Consider the following 20,532-nt stretch of genomic DNA (forward strand, 5'->3'; position numbering starts at 1 on the left):
TACTCTAATTATTTTCACTTGCTTCCACAATATTAAATACAATTGGTAAAGAATACATTACTCCTGCAGCCTTGCCATCCTGCTTTCCGGGAGCCATTTTTGGTAAGGAGTTTATCACTCGTTTCGCTTCTTCTTCTAGGTCTGGATGTGGTGCCCGTGCTTTTACATTTGCAATATTTCCCTGTTCGTCTATTTTAAACTGAACAATCACTCGATTCATCCCAGTTAGACCTAGCTCTTTGCCCAAGTTTACATTGAAATTTTTATTAACAAATTCTGCAACCTTTGCTGACATACAATCTTTTTGCTCTTTGTTGGTAGCCAGATCTTCACAACCTGGATAAATAGGTGTTTGGTCTATAACAGCATACGGGTAAACTGATGAATTTGATTCTTTGTTGTAGTATGTTTCGGGAGATTTTTGATGAGCCAGAACCATCAAAAGTCTAATTTTTTCTTTTTCTTCAGCGGTAATTTTTTCCTTCGACTCCATTTGTTCAATTAAATTATCAATTTGAGCTTCAATAGAAATACTACTTTTAGGTGATGGAGATTCTTCCTGAGCAGTGCAAGAAACATAAGTGAGCATTACCAGTAAAAGTGGCACTACCAGTAAGTACTTAAATTTTGCGATTGTTTTTGATTTTGATTTTTGTAACATAACTATTCGTTTTTTGATTAATGAATGATTAAAAAATTGATTGATGAATGAAATATTCGTGGTGCCAAAGGCGGTATTCAAGAGTTGTTGATAATACGATGCTCTTTCGGTGGCTTTCAAAGCCTGCTCATCGGCAATAAATTCGTGCACAGCAGTCAGTCTGGCTTGGTAGATATATATTAGCGGATTGAACCAGAATATAATCTTCAATACTTCGAACAATAACAAGTCTAAACTATGATATTGCCTGGCATGAGCCAACTCATGATTTACAATATGCGCTCGCTGCTCTTCTTCTAACTTCTCTCCTAAAAATATGTGATTGAAGAAGGTAAAAGCCATGTCGCTATTAGGAATACTAATAAATTTGACGGCCTTATCCTTAAATTTAGAAGACCGACTTAAAAGTTTTAAAATAGTCCGATATTTATAAGCGAATAGCAAAATACTAATGCAAAGACCCGCTATATAGATCACAAAAGGCCAGTCTACCAACCTTCCCTGGGCCATACTTACCTGCACCTCGGGAAGAGCAACGATATTTGTGGCAGGTCGTGAATTAATGAATACGGCAGGAAGTTGTACATATAATGATTCTTCAGCAATTTTTCCCAGAACTTTTATCTTCAGAAGGGGCAATATAAATGCAAAGATCGGGGTAAGAAGAAGATAGATTCTATTATAAGTAAAAAAGGTCTCCTTCTTCAGCAATACTTCATATACCACTAAAAATAGCAGCTGGAAGAATACGACTTGTAAAATATAGAATATCATAAGTTTACTTTTTATTGATCTCCTTTAGGATAGCCTCCAACTCTTTTGTATCAAGATCATTTTTCTTCACAAAAAAGGATACCATACTTTTAAAAGAACCATTAAAATAATTGTCCATTAACTTATTCATACTTTGGTTGCTATAAGTCTCTTTCTCAATTAAAGGCAAGTAGATATAACCTTTCCCCTTTTTTCTATGCGTAACGAATTCTTTAGATTCTAAAATACGCACAATAGTAGAAACAGTATTATAAGCCGGCTTTGGGTCAGGCATTTCTTCAATAATAGTAGCCACATTGGCCTCTTTTAATTCCCAAAGAATTTGCATGATCTCTTCTTCTGCTTTGGTAAGTTGTTTCATAAATTAAAATTAACTGATAACTATATCTATTTGAACTGCTGATTTATCAATAAGCTCAAAACGAATTTAAACTAAATATTTAGTTTAAACTAATTTATTAGTTATAAAATGTATTTTATTTTGATACTTTAGCTGAAACAATTAATTATACATGGATTTAATTCTTATATCAATTGCAGGAATATTAATGATTGTAGGCATTTTGGGAAGCTTTCTACCAGTACTACCAGGGGTACCTATAAGTTGGTTAGGATTATTAGTGCTTCATTTCGCACCTTCTATATCCATGAACTATTGGTTTTTAGGCATTAGTCTAGTAGTGGCTATTTTAATCTATGCATTGAATCTCGCGGTACCAGCAATGGGCACCAAGCGTTATGGAGGCAGTAAATATGGAATGATCGGCGCTACGGTGGGTCTTATAGCGGGCATTATTGCTCCTATTCCCTTTGGTATATTAATAGGACCATTTATAGGTGCTTTTATTGGAGAGATTTTGAATAAGAGCAATTCCAAATCGGCACTAAGAGCAGCCTACGGATCGTTTATAGGTTTTCTCGCTTCCAGTTTTATGGAATTTTTAGTCGCTTTTATTTTTCTTCTCCTATTCTTATACAAGGTATGGGATTATAGAGATCTTGTTTTTTAAACCCCATTATCTAGAAGTTATTAAAAAGCTTTGCTGAGCCCAATTCCAAAAGAAAGGTAGCTAAGCTCCAAATCTATATTTTCTGATTTAATGGTAGTAGATAAAGATCTATACCGAACATCCGGTGATAGTCTCCAAGTCTCAGCTATTACAAACTTCAAACCTGCTGCAATTTGAAAACCTATTTTATGGTCTGTGTTGAACTTAAGATCTCCTGAGCTATTTTCGGTTTCTATATGATTGTAAATTCCACCGCCACTAACCCAATAATGCATTTTGGAAGACTTAACCGGCAAATTGAATTGCAATCCAAATACATAACCCGTCTCTTCAATATCGGCATTTATTCCGGCAAAAGATTCTTCAGCAGTAAACTGATTCCATCCCCAACCTACATAAGCTGTTAACGGTCTTACAATTTTATAACCTACAGTAAATTCGAATCCGAACCCGGTCTTTATTTCTGCATCTCCTACATCTTGAGTAGCAAAATTAACCGCTGGCCTGAAATTTAAATTCCATTTTTCCTGGGCATAAAGCAAACCGGAAAACATCAGGAATATAGAAAGAAAAAATATAGACAATGTGCTTTTCATAACTACTTTCAATTTCATTCATCCTCATTGATCATTAATAGTGGAATACGAGTTCTATAAATAATTTTGGAAATATGGGAGCCATATAGAAATCGCTCTATAAACAACTTCTTACGCGCTAACATCAGGTTCATATCCATCTTTAAGACCTGAGTAATAATGTACACAGCGTCTTCTGTAGAAACACCTTGCAGTGTATAGTATGAACATTCTGCCTCCTTAAAATGCTTCTGAACTTTCATTTTTTCAATAGATTTTTCGGCAGGCTCTATGTTTTCCGGCATCATTCTCAGAGCATGCAAGTGCAACTTTTTATTGAATATTAAATCCATTAAAGGTTTTACTGCCGCAGGGTCGAAATAAGTATCATAATCAATTGTCAATAATATATTTTTAGGCTGCCTGAACACATAATCTTTAGGAATTATAAGCAATGGGCAATCCACCTTCCTGCTCACTCTTAAAACATGACTTCCAAATAATATTTCTACAGCACCTGTAGCGCCATCGGACCCCATAACAATGAGATCGATGTTTTTGAGCTCGATAACCTGATTAATAGCATCGGTAAAAACATCATAATCGGTAATAGTATTAAACTTAAATTTTCTGGTAATAGAGCGTTTTTCAAGCTCTTCAGCTAAAACCGCTAACTTCTTTTTGCTTTCAGACAATAAGGACTCATAAAGGCTATTGTCTGGAGAAGCCTGCATAAGGTTATCTGTTGTGTACTCCCACACTTTATAAATACTTAGCAAATGAAAAGTACAGGTTTCATCTTTGAAGAACTTCAATGCATATTCTATAGCATTATTTGAAGTTTCAGAAAAATCTGTAGGTAGGAGTATGTTTTTCATGACATTAATTTTAATAGGGAATTATCGATATTTCGATAATGCATTAAAATTAAGCGGTCTAAGCAATAAAAAATATGACCTAGGTCATTATACTCTTTTATACTTTATAGGAAATTAGCTTCTAGCAAACTCAATATAATAGCTTTAAGCTTAGCTATTAAAACTAAATTTCCGAAAATGAGTGAGAATTATAAAAAACAAAAAAGCCTTCTCCCATACATATAGGAAAAAGCTTTTAAGTGGTGATTTGAAATTTGTACAATTCAGGATTTCATAAGCTGTTTAACTAACCGTTCTTGAATTCCTGTATAAACAACCTAAGATGATTTTAATTCAATTTTATACACAAATGCTTTATCATCTATTTCAGATTTGGGAATGTTGAGATGAAGTCCATCCTCCAAAAGCTCAAAGGAAATATCTTCATCTAATCCCAATACTCTAATAGAATTGATCTCAGGCCGATCTGCTATTTTCTTTTTGGAGAAGGACTCTAAAACAATTGGCATATTTGTTCCCGGCCTTCCCATAATTGTAGCGTAAATAGTATTTTTCTTTGTGGTATACCTAACATCTTTAGCTGTATATTTTATCCAGTCCAGAAACATCCCGCCTTTTTCCTGCTTGGTAGGCCCCTCTCCAAACACTATCCAGGGAGAAGTCCCGTAAATTGCCTCTCCGTTTATTTCCAGCCACTCTCCTATTTCTATAAGAATATCTTGTTGTTCCTGAGGAATCAACCCATTAGACTTAGGTGACACATTTAGCATTAATGCCCCATTTTTACTTACAATGTCCACCAATACATCAACAATGTCATTTGCTGTTTTATAGGAAAGGTCCTTTACATAACTCCAGCTTCCTAAAGTCACAGTTTCATCTGTAAGCCAATATTCCTTTTTGATTTCATTAGCCCTTCCTTTTTCAAAATCCTCCAGACTAACCGATTTTGGCAACTCCCCTTCTTTATGTGTAATTACAACTTTCTTATCTCTGGCTAGGGATTCGTTAATGTAATAGGCAGTAAACTCTCTTTTATATTCATCCGGAATTTTATCTAGTTTACTATCAAAATAGATCAAATCGGGATGATAATTATCAACTACTTCTTTCAATTCTCCCAGCCAGTTCTTGTAGAACTGTTCTTTCGGAATATTGCCATACATAATTCTCAGTAGGGAATCTTCTGAAGAAGTTGCCATTTCGGGATGATATGGAAAATAGGAAGTATCATCCAGCCATTTGGTAGAGTCCTTTTGAAAAACCTGCAAATTTCTTGCTTTGTGAAATGAAGTTATAAATTTCATACCCTTGCCGTGAATCGCTTTTTCCAGTTCACCAAGCACATCCCTTTTTGGCCCCATATCCATAGAATTCCAAGGGTTTATTTCACTATCCCAGTTAGACCATCCATCATGATGTATAGCCACCACCCCCGCAAATTTCGCCCCGGCCTTTTTAAATAAATCTGCCCAGGCCCCGGCATCAAATTCTTCTGCTTTAAACGCTGGAACAAAATCGTGGTAGCCAAATTCTGATAATGGGCCGTACGTTTCAATCTGGTATTTATTTTCATCAGACCCCAAAATATGCATGTTCCTGGGGTACCAATCGTTTGCATATTCAGGGACCGACAATACTCCCCAATGTGCATAAATTCCAAATTTTCCTTCCTGAAACCACTTTGGAGCCTCATTATAAGCAGCCAGTGAATCCCAATTTGCTACATATCGAGGATTTCTTTCCATCTCATGCTTTTTCTCGCTTTTACAACTTAAAAAACAACCAACAAGTAATAATATAAAGACAGGATAGTTCCAGTATGTAAGCATGTATTAAAAGATTTTAATTATCGGTAATGGCATCAATTAAATCAGGAAAATATTCCGTGCCATCATTACGATCAAATAATCCCATTTGATGATTATCAGGATACCCGTTATCCCAAATTACAGGAACAATTTGATGTTCTAATGCTTCCTGGGTCGTTTGTTCATAATAATATTCACGGTAAGCTTCTGCCTCCGGTATATCTGCCCTGTAACTGGCTCCATATTCTCCAAGAATTACTCCAATACCCTGACTAACAAAATTATCATACATTTTCTGAAATTGTGTTGCAAGCCATTCTTCTCCACCCCATGATGCAGTAGCAGAAGGATCTGTTGCAATTTCGCCCCATTGCCATATATTATCGTTACTCACATCTAAAGTAAATTCATAAGGATCATAATAATGCACCTCCATGAACATCCTGTCTTCTACTGAATCCTCGGGAATTTCAGCAAAATTTACCGTATGATCTATATTCGTATTAAAACCCTGAACAGTTAAATACCTGTAAGAGTTTCTTCCACCGGTTTGTCGCACCGTGGTTATAAAGGTTTGATTAAAACTATTTTGAACGCTATAATATTCCTCTGTGGGAGTTCCATAATCTCCTTCAACCATAACCTCATTTGTACCTGCAAATATCAAGTGATAATCGTAATCTCTGAAATGTATGGCGATTTGACGCCACATCTTGTTCAATCGATCATTCACATCTTCCTGTTCCTCATAAGTGGGCTGCATCCAGCCACCATCCCAGTGAATATTTACCATCGCGAACATATCATTTTCCAAAACATAATTCACCACTTCCTCAACTCTCAAAAGTCCTTCATTACTAATGGTAAAATTTTCATCACCCTCTTCTATATAATTGCTCCAGGCAACAGGTATCCTAACCGTATTAAATCCGGCGCTTTTTACAGCATCAATAAGTTCTTTATTAATCGTTGGATTTCCCCAGGCAGTTTCTCCGCCCACTGCATCTAATGAATTACCAACATTCCATCCCACTCCCATAATTTCTGATAATTCTACAGCGGTAAAATCACTCATTCCTGATGCATCCGGAGAAATCGATTGGGCTGTCGCTTCCTGCGTCACCTCTATTTCCAAAGATTTATCTACTGTAAATACCGTTACTATAGCAGTTCTGGGTTCCTCAGAATTATTTGCAGAGGCTTCTATAGAAAGCATCGTAGTGCCAACACCCGAAGTCTTGGAAACTAATAACCAGTCGGCATCGGTTTTCACTCCCCAGGCAATATTAGCCGAGCACTTTATATTAATCGATTCACTACCACCAGCGGTAGCATACAACAGTTCAGTTTTATCTACTGAAATATTATTATCGGTAACCTCCCCGTCGTCACTGGTGCACGCAATAGATATTAAGCTTACCGCTAACAACCAGGTGAAATTTAAATAAATAGCTAATGATTTCATATTGATAGGTTTTATTTTACTGTTATGGTAATTTTTGAATTTATATTTCTGGAAGAGTTCCCTGCTTTAAGGAGATAGGAACCTTTTTCTACTACCCAAGATTTGCTTTCCACGTTATAGTAGGCTAACTCTTTTACCGGAATAGTGAGGGAAACTGTTCTTTTTTCACCTGCCGGAATTTCTACTTTCTTAAAGGCCTTTAGTTCCTGCGCTGCCCTTTTCACCGCTGAATCAGGCTTGGAAACATATAACTGAACTACTTCCTTTCCTTGCATTTCCCCGGTATTCTTCACATCAATATTGACTGAAATTGTATCTTCTACTGAATAGGTTTTCTTTTCTGTTTGTAGTCCGGAAAAAACAAAGCTGGTATATGATAAGCCATAACCAAATGGATAGAGTGGTGCTATGTTTTTTGTGTCAAACCAGCGATATCCAACCAGAATCCCTTCATCATAAGAAACTGTTTGGTTTCCCGGAAAGCTATTAGTAGCATGAGCAGGTGAATCCTCTAATTTTTCCGGCATTGTCCAGGGCAATTTCCCAGATGGATTGATGTTGCCTAAGATCACATCAGCAAGCGCATTTCCACCTTCCGATCCATTAAACCAGCTCCACAGCAGGGCATTACTTTTTTCACTGATCTCCTTTATATCAAATGGGGCACCTGCGATCATCACTACGATAGTGCGGGGGTTTACGGCCAGTACTTCTTTAATTAATTCTTCCTGACCAAATGGTAGATCCAGATTAGCCCTATCTGATGCTTCTGTTTCATAATCTCTATTGGAACCAGCGAAAATAATTGCCACATCAGAATCTTTTGCTGCTTCAACTGCTTCTTCGAGCATTTGAGGATCCAGTTCATCTATAGGTACAGGTCCGTTTAAAGTAATATCTCCGAATTTTGCTTTTTCATTCTTAGCATATTTTTCCTGATACCCTTCCGCATAATTAATAGTAATACCTTCCGGAAGTCGGTGCTTTAAACCTTCCAGAGGAGTTACCTCTCTTCTGGTCTTGACACCAGCTCCAAAACCACCCAGCGCATTCTTTTTAGTGGCATTATTTCCAATGACAGCGATACTTTTTATAGCGTCCAGATTCAAGGGCAATAATTTCTTGTCATTTTTTAATAGTATAATACTTTCTGATGCAATTTTGTAAGCATCCTGAAAATGTGCTTCTGTATCTATACTTCCTTTAACACGTCCTTTATCATCTATGCTTTTAATGGTATACATCACGCGAAGGATTCGTCTTACCGATTTATCAACTTCTGATTCGGCTATTTTTCCAGTATTTACAGCTTCAATGAGAGAATCGGCAAAATAAAATTCATTAAAAGGTTTTGGAGTACCCATTTCAATATCGGTTCCACTCTCCAGTGCCTTTTTCGTGGTATGAACTGCAGCCCAATCTGAAATCACAATTCCTTCAAAACCCCATTCCCTCCTCAAAACTTCATTTAGCATATAGTTATTTTCACATAAATAATCACCTCTAAATTTATTATACGCTCCCATAAAACTATATGCATTTGCATCTTCTACAGCGGCTTTGAAAGCAGGTAAATATATCTCACGCAGTGTGCGCTCATCTATCTGAACATCTACATAATCGCGATGAGTTTCCTGATTATTCGCCGCATAATGTTTTATACAGGCTGCAACATCATTTTCCTGAAGTCCTACAACGAAAGGCACTACTATTTTTTTATTCAAAAACGGGTCTTCCGTGAAATACTCATATGTTCTCCCACCTAGAGGAGTCCGAATAATATTGATCGCAGGAGAAAGCAAAACATCCTTTCCTCTTGCTGCAGCCTCTTCTCCCACACTGTTTCCAAAAAGATAGCTCAGTTCCGTATTCCAGGTTGCAGCCAATCCACCTCCTGCCGGATAGTAAGTTGCAAAATCATTATCCCAACCTGCAGGTGCCCACGAATCCTTGGAAATTTCCTCTCTAACACCTAAAGGACCATCGGCCATGGTTAGCTCCGGAATACCCAAACGTTCCACTCCCGCTGTGGCAAACATCGTATTACCATGCAACATCCCAACTTTTTCTTCCAGAGTCATTTTACTTATTAAACTATCGATCTCTGTATCGAATTCATGGGTAATAGGATCTCCTGAATAATTAGTAGTTACGGTTTTATTTTCTGTATTTGCAACCTGCGCCTGTTCCCGATCTTTACATGAAACTATCAGGAAGCTAATAATGGCTAAATAGATGATCTTATTTTTCATAGCGGTGAATCTTTATCTTATGGTTAGTTTTTTCTTTAATTGAATATTATCTGAAGCCTTACCAATCTGAATTTCTATAACTCCTGGTTCCAGTACAAACTTCTGCTCTTCGACATTCCAGTATCTTAGGTCTTTTTCCCGAAGTTTAAGTGATACCGTTTTCGCTTGACCTTTTTCAATAAATATTCTTTTGAATGCTTTTAAAGCTTTTCTGGGTCGGGAAACTTCTGCCTCTCCGTAATCGACATAAAGTTGAATTACTTCATCTCCATCAAAATCCCCCGTGTTTTTAATGTTTACTGAAATTTCAAGTTCTTCATCTTCTTTAATAAAGGGTTTCTCTAAGTTGAGATTGGAGTATTCAAAATTTGAATAACTCAGGCCATGACCAAATGAATAAAGCGGATTACCCTCAAAATACATATAGGTTCTTCCATTTCTAATGTCGTAATCCATTAAAGTTGGTAGATCTGTAATAGATTGCACCCAGGTTTGTGTTAAACGGCCGGCAGGATTGTAATCTCCGAACAACACATCTGCCAGGGCGCTTCCCATTTCCTGGCTATTTTGCGCCATATGTAGTATAGCCGGAACATTCTCCTGAGTCCAGTTAATACTATATGGGAAACTACTAGCCAATACCACAACAGTATTTGGATTTGCCTTATGAATAAGTTTAATTAAATCTTCTTCTTCCAGTTCTAGTGACTGCCTGTCTACCGATTCTTTCCCATTGCTTGGCACAGGACAGTTGGCCCAACCGGCATCGCAGGTAGGATGATTCCCTACCACCACAATGGCGACATCTGCCTCTCTTGCAAGTTTTACTGCTTTTCCATCAGCGTTATTTACAGCATAAGATACCCTGATATTCTCTCCTGCTTTAGATCTTATTCCTTGTAAAGGGGTTATTTTGTAAGGGGGAGTTCCGCTGTACCAGTCTAACAGGACCTCATCAGCTCTTTTCCCAACAACCGCTATATGCTCTAATTCATTTTTATTGAGAGGTAATAAATTTTTCTTCTTATCATTCTTTAAAAGCACGATAGATTTTCGAGTTGCCTCAAGGGCCAGGTTTTTATGTGCTTCCGTTTCCCATGGATCCTTTTCTTCACTTTTACCAATTTGTGAATAAAGATTCTCATTAGGATTATCTAAAAGTCCAAGTTTTATCATAACCCTGTAATTTCCACGTATTTCCTTATCGATATCAGCTTCCGTTAGATATCCATTGGAAAGAGCTCCGTAAACAGCCTCGGTATAATCGTCTAAGAACTGATTAATTCCAGCCTTCACTGTGGCAGCTGCTGCTTTATATTTATCAGGATAATATTTATGGTCTGAAAGCAATAACTTAAAAGCACCTCCATCAGTACAAATTATACCATTTTGCCCCCATTCTTTTTGCGTGATCTCCTTTAGCATTGGGTGTACCATCGCCGGAATACCATTTACCTTATTATAAGCTGCCATGTAAGCCCTGGACCCTCCTTCTTCTACTCCCATTCTAAAAGGAACTGCATAGTATTCCCTCCAGAGGCGTTCATTAAAATTAGAAGATGTATAGGTACGACCATCTTCATTACTATTTGCCAAAAAGTGCTTCATCAGGGCAGCTGTTTGCCAGTAATCCGGATGATCTCCCTGCAATCCCTTAATAAAAGCAACGCTTAACTGTCCGGTTAAATAAGGATCCTCCCCATAACTCTCTTCAGTTCTACCCCATCTGGGATCTCTTGCCAGGTCTGCATTTGGTGCTCTAACTACTAATGAGCCCCTATCGTATTTTTGCAGGGTATACCGCGTTTCAAAAGCTTCTGCATTTGCCACTTTTTTAAGCAGGTGTGTATCCCAGGTTTCCCCCAGCCCATAGGCCTGAGGAAAAGTAGTAGTTGAAAGAGGTGCCTTACCTTTGCCTCCCCATTGAGCAGGCCCTCCAAGCGCGAGACCATGTAAACCTTCAACATGTCCCGTGGCCTTAATTCCTAATCTGGGAACTGAAGGATTTGTACTTAAAGCCTTTACTTTTTCATCCAGACTCATTAAAGAGAGAAGGTTATCAATCCGTAGTTCAGTATCCAAATTGGGATTTTGGAAAGGATATTCATACTTCTCCTGTGCCACTGAAGTACAGTAGCAACACAAAATACATATAAACATTCCAACTTTTCTAAGCATTATATTCTTTTAAATCTAACAGCAGCTCCTCCGGCAGCACCTAAATGTAATTTTAAGATGTCTCCTTTTTTTACTTTCCTGTTGGTGATACTTACTTTTTCAGGGTGATTATCATAATCAGTATTTTCTTTGTCAGCGTAGATTTCAGCCGTATAAGTAACTCCTGCTTTCAAAAAATCAAGGGGTATATCAAAATCCCTGGCTTTTTCATTGGTGATACTTCCAAGGTACCAGTCATCGCTATGCAGATCTTTTCTAACCGTGGTAATATATTCCCCTATTTCCCCATTTAGCACTTTAGTATCTTCCCAATTTGTTGGCACATCGTTTAGAAATTTAAAAGCCGGCTGGTTAATATAATTCTCCGGAAGATCGGCATACATCTGGACAGGCGAAAATACTGTAACCAGGAGCGCAAGCTGTTGAGCCGCGGTACCATGCACCCTACGTCCCGGATAGCCCTGACTAATTTCTACATCTAATATTCCGGCAGTGTAATCCATGGGCCCTGCCAATAATCTTGTAAATGGTAATACAGCGGTATAGTTCGGTGGATTGCCGTCACTCCAGGCATTATATTCCTGTCCTCTGGCTCCTTCCCTGGACATCATGTTAGGGTAAGTTCTTCTCTCCCCGGTATCTTTTATAGGTTCATGAAAAAAAACAGTTAATTTATACTCTGCAGCTTTTTTCAACACATGGCGATAGTAATTAACTCCAAACTGACCGTGGTGCCACTCTTTCATATTCATTTTAGATCCTACCTGCCCAATTTTCACACTTTTTATTCCCACTTTATTATAAAGTTTGAATGCTTCATCAATCTGACTCAAATAATTTATCAGGTTTGATCCAGTCTCATGATAACCGATGATTTCAACACCATGCTCACGGGCATAATCTGTTACCTCTTTCAAATCAAAATTATCGGCTTCTTCCGTAAAACTAAATTGATGCATATGGTTTTCATACCATTGGGGTGTCCAGCCTTTATTCCAGCCTTCAATCAAGAGATTATCTACACCAAGCTGCTTGCAATAATCTATATATTCCTTGGCATTTTTCGTGGTCGCACCCTGATTTTCACCTTCCCAAAAAGTATATTTTCCAATATGCATTCCCCACCAAATTCCAATGTATTTATATGGTTTTATCCAGCTGGAATCTTCATATTTATTGGGTTCATTTAAATTTAAGATCAAATAGGAAGTTATAAGATCGGTAGGTTTTTCAGCAATTTGCAGGGTCCTCCAGGGTGTAATAAAAGAATTTGTAGTGCGAACTTTCACCCCGTCTGACCATGGAACAAGATCTACCTTTAATTGATTATCTGAAACCCGGGCCAGAGTCATACTTGCAAAATCCTGCAGGTTTGCTTCGTGAAAACTCAAAGCCAGTCCGCTATTACTTTCAATAGTTAGGGGAGTATGAACTGTATCCAAAGTACTAACTGGTGAGGCAGTGAATAGATTTTCATAACGCTGCTCATCATATGCAGGAATCCACCAAGCTTTACCATCATTCTGTAAATTGAAAGTAGTAAGCTCATCCATTATAAAAATACTGTCTTCTATGCCCTGTTCCGGAAATTCGTATCTCAAAGCTATTCCATCGTTATAAGCACGAAAATGAATATTCAGTCTTCTTTTTTTATCCGTTCGCTCCACAAGTTTCACTTCCATCTGATTATAATGGTTTCTAATCTTGTGTTTTTCTCCCCATACCTGTTCCCATTCTTCATCAAAAGAAGAGTTTTCAACTTCCAGCACCTCCATATTTTTGTAAAGGGAATCGCTATTTTTAAACACAAAACCCATTGAGGAAGGTTGAATTAGTATAGCATCACCATGAGACACCTTGTACGAAGGTTTATTATTATCAAGATTAAAGGAAATTTGATTCGTGCCATTTGGTGACTTTAGCTCATATCCCTTTTTCTTCTGCGCATAGCCAGAGTACGCCATCAATAAAATAGTGAAACATACAATTCGTTTAATCATCCTAATAATTTTATACTTATTTCAAATTTTGAATACTGAACTTTACCGAGGAATCGAACGGATTTTCATCGATTACAAATTTTCCGTTTTTTCTGGTAACGCTAATTGATTTTACAGCATCGCTCTCTGGCAGAAAAATATTTCCTTTTGCTGAATTAGTACCTTCAGAAGCAAACACCTCTAAATTTAAATTACTCCAATCCATATATTTAGTAGACTGAGCCAGTTTTATATGCGGAAGAATGGTACCGTCCTTCACTAAAACAATTATTGGAATTTCACCGGCTTCAATATTATGCCAGCCACCTTTATAAACTTTCCTGGTTTGGTAATCTATCCAGGTTCCGGGAGGTAAGTACACATTTCTTCCGGTAACTTCTTCAAATAAAGGAGCTACAAGCATGTCTGATCCAAAAAGATACTGATCATCAATTAACCAGGAACCCGCATCATCAGGATATTCCACAAACATGGCTCTTAACATAGGCAATCCTTTTTCTGAAGATAGTTTTGCCTGGGCATAGATATAAGGCATTAAACGGTAACGCATATTATCTGCCTTACGGAAACCGGTCAAGAAATCTTTACTGAATTCCCATGGTTCTGTTGGAGGCTCACCATGGCTACGCACGTGAGAAGTTAACATCCCAAATGGCGTCCAGCGTCTATACACATCTTCTGGTGAAGCAGTGGTAAACCCACCTACATCATGACTCCAAAAGCTAAATCCGCTTAAACCCAGTGAGAGACCTCCACGTAAAGTAGCCGACATAGCCGTATTGGTAGTAGCTGCATCTCCTCCCCAATGTAAAGGATATCGCTGACTCCCGGCCCAGGTACTTCTTGCCCAGATCAAACTATAACCTTTCTCCTTTTTAGTGATTTCTGCAACGGCCTTATTATATCTTAGAGGGTAGAGATTATGCTCATAGAATCCTGTTCTGCCGGAATGATATAATCCTGAAGCCGGTGCTGCTTCGCCAAAATCTACCTTAAAAACACCAACCCCCTGGTCGAATAGTTTTTTTAGTTTATTCTGGTACCAGCTTACTGTTTCAGGATTTGAAAAATCCAGGGTAGCATCTTCATAAGGTATGTTGCCTTTTCCATCCTTTACGGCATATCCATTTTCTACGATCTCATTAAATAAGGTGTTTTTCGGAGTAAAATACGGCAACTGCCATAAGCATACCTGGAACCCGTCATCTTTAAGATCGGCCATCATATCTACGGGATCTTCAAACCTGTCCTTGGCAAATTCATAATTGTTACGCCAGTCTACGTCAAACCATCCCGTATCAAAATGGATTACATCACTGGGGATCTTATGTTTTCTTAAATTATTTGCAATTTCTCTTCCTTCCCCTTCAGAAAAATAGGTGATCCTGCTCATCCAGAAGCCAAAGGACCAGAGAGGTGGCATTTCGGCCTTTCCGGTGAGATTGGTATACTCATCCAGTACTTCTTTTGGCTCTCCCAGGAATACAAATAGATCTGCCTCATCATCTCCTATATACATAGAATTCGCAGCATTGAAATACTTTCCAAAATCAACAGAAATCGGGGTAGAAGTGTGCATAAAAACTCCATATCCTCTGCTACTCATATAAAACGGAATAGGCTTATACATAGTTTCATTCTGAACCCCATTTGCATCATCGGTCCATAAGATCACTTTTTGCCCTCTTTTATTGAATTGAGTAAAAGATTCACCACAACCAAAGATCTTTTCATCTGGTGATAATGTTAAAACAGCATCCATGCTCCTGGAATAATCTTCCGCTCTGCGTACAAAAGAAAAAGGCGTAACGGGAGTATAAGTATTAGAAACATCATTTAGATGTAACGTACTGGTTAACAATTTTCCTTCGTCATCATAGAAAGATACTTTCCAGGGTTTTTCTTCAATAATTACAGATCCGTTTTCACTGGTATATTTATGGCCTTTATCAATCTTGGTATATGTCCAGGCTTCTCTATTTATCGGGGCCTTTCCATCTACCAGCATTAACGAAGATTCATCTTTTCTGAATTGAGGTCCGGAAGTCATTTTTAACCTTACGGTTCTATCCGAAACAAATTGAATAGAAAATGGCAATTCAGGGGAAGCTGCATACTCGGTAGAAGGGAACTCATTTGCACCTACCGAATCTAACCTGCTTAACATATTATTGAAAGCCTGCCTGGTAACAAGATTATGCCGAATATATTTAATCTTGCCCTTGCCCGTTTCAGGATTAAAACTGGTTAATTCGTCGGCAAGAAAGTAAGTATTACGATAGTCTTCAAAATCCTTACTAATATCAGGCGGCTCATTCAAGACGTCCGTATTCTGAATTTGTGAGTGAGAAGCAGTGATACTTCCAATACAGAACATTACAAAGAGTGAAAATGTTAGTTTATTGATCTTCATTTAAATCATTTTTACTGAACCTGGAATCACAAGTGAAAATTTTAAGCACGATATAATTATACTTTCTGGCTAATTCGCAAGCACTTGTGATCCCTGATTCTTATTTACTAGTTATGTTTATATTTTTATTTTCTAATCCTTTCCCGGAAACGGTTAAATAAATCGCTCCTGGAACTTCGTTGGACTGTAATATTACCAGGCACTTTCCGTTTAAAGCTTTGTGAGTATTGCCTTTAAATGACTCGTGATTGGTTGGATCACCACTGGCAACCCCTACTATCTTAGCTTCTCCTTCTACTGAAAACTCCAGTTGATTATTAGCCGTTGGCACAAAATTTCCATTCTCATCTACTATATCCACAGTAACAAAAGAAAGATCTTTTCCATCTGCATTTATAACCTCCCTATCAGCTGTTAGTTTTAAGGTTGAAGGTTTACCGGCTGTTTTAATCAGCTTTTCCAAGACTACTTCGCCATCCTTTCTGGATACGGCCTTAAGTATTCCTGGCTGGAAAGGAATTCTCCACATTACATGAAGTTGATCTCCTTCTTTTTTTCGAGTTCCCTGTGATTTTCCGTTTACAAATAACTCCACCTCATCAGCATGATTATAATATGCCCATACGTCTACAGTTTGGTCAGGATTCCAGTTCCAGTGGGGTAAAATATGCAGAACATCTTTTTGGGTCCATTCACTTTGATACATATAATAGACATCCTTGGGAAATCCAGCCAGGTCCACTATGCCGAAATAAGAGCTGCGCGATGGCCAGGTATAGGGTGTTGGTTCGCCTATATAATCAAATCCTGTCCAGATAAACATTCCAGATAAAAAATCATTTTCCTTTATAATCTTCCAGCTAGTTTCATGCAAAGAACCCCATGGAACTCTTACCTGATCGAAAGCTGAAATAGTATGATCCGGATTTCCGCCATCAAAAGGTATATCCCACCGCACCGGCCATATTTTTAAGGTATCTGAAGGAAACTCGTAATAACCCCGAGTTTGTAATCCTGAAGTAGTTTCCGTAGCAATAAAGGCTGTTTTAGGAAAATTCTTTTGATGGTATTCATAGGTTTGGTGCGCATAATTGTAACCAATAATATCCAGTTCACCCGAAGCTGCTATAGGGTTTTTATTAACCTTGGCGGCGTCAAACTGGGTGGTAATATCAGCTTCTGGCATATTTACCGGGGGATTCATAGCTACGGTCACGGGTCTTGTGGTATCCAGCTTGCTCACAATAGATTTAAGTTCTTTGGTGGTCCTTACCCCCTCATCTTCCCATTGTTCCTGGATTTCATTACCAACGCTCCAGATGAAAATACTGGGATGATTACGATCACGAAGGATAAAATCTTTAAGGTCCTTTTCATGCCATTTCCTCCAGTTACTGGCATAATCAAATTCGGTTTTAGAATTATTCCACATATCATAGGATTCATCCATTACTATAAATCCCATCTGGTCACATAAATCTAAAAGTTCGGGTGCAGGGGGATTATGAGCGGTCCTAATCCCGTTAACTCCCATTTCTTTCATGATCTGTAACTGGCGTTCAATGGCTCTGGTATTTACAGCAGTCCCTAGAGGTCCCAAATCATGGTGCAGACACACCCCTTTAATTTTCACCTGTTTTTCATTCAGAATAAATCCTTTATCCAGATCGAATTTAAAAGTCCTTATACCAAAAGGGGTGCTATATGAATCTACGATCTCACCATCTAAAAGAATATCTGTTTTAGCAACGTACAGATTAGGATTCTCCACAGACCAAAGCGCCGGGTTTTCTATAATTAGTTGCTGGGTAAGTATTTTCTTTTCGTTGCTATTGATATCTATTGAAGTTGTGCTCGAGCGAATTACAGTACCCTCATGTAAAATACTTGTATTTACTACTGCATCTCTGGCACGGGAATATTCATTTTCAAGCCTTAACTCAATCACAACTTCAGCTGAATCCTGAGATACATTGGGAGTAGTAATAAAGGTTCCCCAATTTGATACATGTAACTTATCAAGCTTCTTCAGCCAGACATGTCTGTAAATCCCGGAACCCGAATACCATCTTGAATTAGGCTGTTTTGAATTATCTACCTTTACCAGAAGTTCATTCTCCCGGCCAATCTTCAAATACGGTGTGAGATCATATTCGAAAGAAATGTATCCGTTAGGACGTTTTCCCAGGTAATTCCCATTAACCCATACTTCACTATCCATATATACTCCATCAAACTGTATAAAAGTCATTTTTGAAGTATCTTCAACTGTAAACTTTTTCTTATACCAGCCTAAACCTCCCGGCAGATATCCTCCTCCAAGACCCGCTGGATTATCTTTGTTGAACTCTCCTTCAATACTCCAGTCATGGGGCAGGTTTAAAATTCGCCAATTCTCAGACTGTACTGCACTTAGCGAATCCCCTAAAAAGAACTGCCAATTCTTATCAAAGGATATTTTACGAACATCATCTGCAGACTGTGACCAGCTTAGATTACATGAATAGAATACTGAAAACAGCAATGAAAATAACAGGGCTTTATTTAGCGTAAAGTATTTCACAGAGAGTATGGCTTTATAGAAAAGACAGGAAGTGGTGAAAATTACCACCTCCCATCTGTTAGAATTAAATATATGATTCAGTTCTTAAAATTACTGCATTATGATGCTGTCTATAGTAGCAGAAACCGCAGTCATATCAGTAATATCAGCTGCTAAGCCAACAACATCTATGACAAACACAATAGTACCTTCTGCCGCGCTTGGGGCATCATAACTTAGGGTATAAGTACCGTTGCCATTTACGCTTATAGTATTACCATCACCGTTGGGCGCCCAATCAGCATCAGCAAAGTATATTTTGGCATCGTAGTTTCCTGCTGCACCTGCATTAAGGTCTAGACCGCTTAAGGTGAAGGTCACTTCTATTGAATTACTGAAAGAAATATCAGATGTATTTAAACCGGGATCTCCAAAACTAGCACCATATTCATTATACAACTCTAATCGCAGGTTACCGTTGGCTTCAATATCTCCTGTTACCAGCTTGGAGTTATCAAAATCTACTGAAACAGGCCCTGAGTTTCCTCCGCCGTCTCCACCACCACCCGGGGCGTTACCCAGGATATAATGAAATACCAACCATTCGTCAGTTTCAGAATTATAACTTGTTCCCAACCATAAGCCTCTCGTTGCAAAATCATCATAAGCCTTTACTACTTTTATAGTATTAGTCGTCGGGCTCAGCCAGTGGCCATCTACTCCTAACAGGCTAGCGCCTGCATCTAGAATAATTTCATTAGTTTCTTCATTGATACTGAAAGAACCTGAAGTTTCAATCCCATTTTGATACTTGGTGTAGGTCATTCCATTCCATTGATCAAACCGTATCCAGGAATCTTCAGCTAACGAATCCCAATCAGCATTCCATCCCCAGTCTCGGGAGCTATCTGAACTTTCTGTCCATCCCGTTCCTGAAGCTAACCAGTCTACAGGGTTCCCTGAGCCATCCAATTGCCATATTCTGCCAGAAGATGGTCCTCCAGTTAATATTTGAAGTAGTTCTCCCGGTTCAAAGCTTGGGTCAAAACCTTCATCTACCTCAGGTTCTGTTTCATCCGGAACCCAGTTATCGGAATATTCTTTAGAAATAAAATTATAAACAAGCATGGCTGCACCGTCACAATCATCTTTTCTCAATACACCTAGCTGCATAGTATCTTCAGTTAAAGAAAACACCCTGATATCTCCCCAATTAGATACACAGGCATCATTACTTTCCTGATGTAATAGTGCCACATCATTTAAGGTTAGAGTATGTTGATCTTTATCGAGGAAATAAGTTCCAGATTGTTCTCCAAGGTTAGGCAACATTAAGTGGTTTGCAGTCACAAAAGGTCCGCCTTCCAAGCTAAAGGTCATAGAGCCATAATTTCCAACTGCTGCTATCCATTGATTACCTGCCCAATCGGGACTCCAGTTCCAACAGTCATCCCCATAACACCCGGCATCACCGCCTTCCAGCCAGCCATTATCAGTCCCATAGAAATACATAGGTCCGGCAAAATATTTAGATACGCCGTTTTCGTCCAGATCAAGATACCATGTCTTAGATTCACCCACTCCACCGGAAAGGGCTGTCCACAATGGATCGTTCACGTAATTAAGATTATCATCTGTAACTTCAACAATTGTTGGTTCAAGGTTTACTACCCCACCTGGAGTAATTACACTAAGACCAATGCTATACTCTCCTTTAAAAGCATATCGTACTGTATCTGTCATTTTAGTAGATCTCCCGGTGCCATAATTCCAAACAGGTGTTGCTTTGTTTGTATTGAATTTGAGTATAACCGTATTTCCTCCCGGATCAAGGTTATAATCCTGGATTATCTCATATTGAATATCTGATGGATCAATTTTATCGCCAAGTGAATATTCTTCCTTCTGGCACGAAGTAAAAGCCACCATGGCCAGAATTAGCACCGAAATAATTATTTTTAGATTCTTCATAA

The 20,532-nt window shown here is 38.3% G+C and carries 13 protein-coding genes; 1 reads left to right on the forward strand and 12 read right to left on the reverse strand.

The features are described 5' to 3' along the window. Positions 1-4: 4 nt before the first annotated feature. Together L1I30_RS00970 and L1I30_RS00975 are read right to left on the reverse strand one after the other, a co-directional pair. Positions 5-1,435 carry a M56 family metallopeptidase gene (locus L1I30_RS00970; protein WP_236132376.1) on the reverse strand — a complete coding sequence of 477 codons (1,431 nt, stop codon included), beginning with the start codon at positions 1,433-1,435 and terminating at the stop codon, positions 5-7. Between the two features lie 4 nt (positions 1,436-1,439). Then, positions 1,440-1,796, reverse strand: a complete 357-nt coding sequence (locus tag L1I30_RS00975) for a BlaI/MecI/CopY family transcriptional regulator (RefSeq protein WP_236132377.1) — start codon at positions 1,794-1,796, stop codon at positions 1,440-1,442. Positions 1,797-1,947: 151 nt separating this feature from the next. Here L1I30_RS00975 and L1I30_RS00980 point away from each other — a divergent pair, with 151 nt between their 5' ends. Further along, complete coding sequence (locus tag L1I30_RS00980) at positions 1,948-2,445, forward strand: DUF456 domain-containing protein (protein ID WP_236132378.1); 498 nt, start codon at positions 1,948-1,950, stop codon at positions 2,443-2,445. A gap of 20 nt (positions 2,446-2,465) precedes the next feature. Here the strand turns inward: L1I30_RS00980 and L1I30_RS00985 are convergent, their stop codons facing one another. The 10 genes from L1I30_RS00985 to L1I30_RS01030 form a co-directional block, all read right to left on the reverse strand. Continuing rightward, positions 2,466-3,059 (reverse strand): outer membrane beta-barrel protein, encoded by a 594-nt coding sequence (locus L1I30_RS00985; RefSeq protein WP_236132379.1) that lies wholly within the window; start codon positions 3,057-3,059, stop codon positions 2,466-2,468. After that, a complete protein-coding gene (locus L1I30_RS00990) occupies positions 3,056-3,898 on the reverse strand; it encodes a universal stress protein (RefSeq protein WP_236132380.1) in 843 nt (280 codons plus the stop codon). Before L1I30_RS00990 ends, L1I30_RS00985 begins: the two co-directional genes overlap by 4 nt. A 317-nt stretch (positions 3,899-4,215) precedes the next feature. Then, complete coding sequence (locus L1I30_RS00995) at positions 4,216-5,646, reverse strand: alpha-L-fucosidase (protein ID WP_236132381.1); 1,431 nt, start codon at positions 5,644-5,646, stop codon at positions 4,216-4,218. Positions 5,647-5,743: 97 nt separating this feature from the next. Then, positions 5,744-7,174: a cellulase family glycosylhydrolase gene (locus L1I30_RS01000; RefSeq protein WP_236132382.1), complete on the reverse strand. Its 1,431-nt coding sequence runs from the start codon at positions 7,172-7,174 to the stop codon at positions 5,744-5,746. An 11-nt stretch (positions 7,175-7,185) separates the two neighbouring features. Beyond that, positions 7,186-9,426: a glycoside hydrolase family 3 C-terminal domain-containing protein gene (locus tag L1I30_RS01005; protein WP_236132383.1), complete on the reverse strand. Its 2,241-nt coding sequence runs from the start codon at positions 9,424-9,426 to the stop codon at positions 7,186-7,188. 12 nt (positions 9,427-9,438) lie between these two features. Continuing rightward, positions 9,439-11,604 carry a glycoside hydrolase family 3 C-terminal domain-containing protein gene (locus tag L1I30_RS01010; protein ID WP_236132384.1) on the reverse strand — a complete coding sequence of 722 codons (2,166 nt, stop codon included), beginning with the start codon at positions 11,602-11,604 and terminating at the stop codon, positions 9,439-9,441. Beyond that, positions 11,604-13,604, reverse strand: coding sequence for a glycoside hydrolase family 97 protein (locus L1I30_RS01015; RefSeq protein WP_236132385.1), 2,001 nt, complete (start codon positions 13,602-13,604; stop codon positions 11,604-11,606). Before L1I30_RS01015 ends, L1I30_RS01010 begins: the two co-directional genes overlap by 1 nt. A 16-nt stretch (positions 13,605-13,620) precedes the next feature. Further along, positions 13,621-16,017, reverse strand: a complete 2,397-nt coding sequence (locus tag L1I30_RS01020; RefSeq protein ID WP_236132386.1) for a glycoside hydrolase family 31 protein — start codon at positions 16,015-16,017, stop codon at positions 13,621-13,623. A 100-nt stretch (positions 16,018-16,117) separates the two neighbouring features. Further along, positions 16,118-18,628 carry a beta-galactosidase GalB gene (gene galB / locus L1I30_RS01025; RefSeq protein ID WP_236132387.1) on the reverse strand — a complete coding sequence of 837 codons (2,511 nt, stop codon included), beginning with the start codon at positions 18,626-18,628 and terminating at the stop codon, positions 16,118-16,120. A gap of 42 nt (positions 18,629-18,670) precedes the next feature. Further along, positions 18,671-20,530, reverse strand: a complete 1,860-nt coding sequence (locus L1I30_RS01030; RefSeq protein WP_236132388.1) for a hypothetical protein — start codon at positions 20,528-20,530, stop codon at positions 18,671-18,673. Positions 20,531-20,532 lie beyond the last annotated feature (2 nt).

Origin of the sequence: Gillisia lutea, assembly GCF_021568705.1 — a bacterium.
GTDB lineage: Bacteria > Bacteroidota > Bacteroidia > Flavobacteriales > Flavobacteriaceae > Gillisia > Gillisia lutea.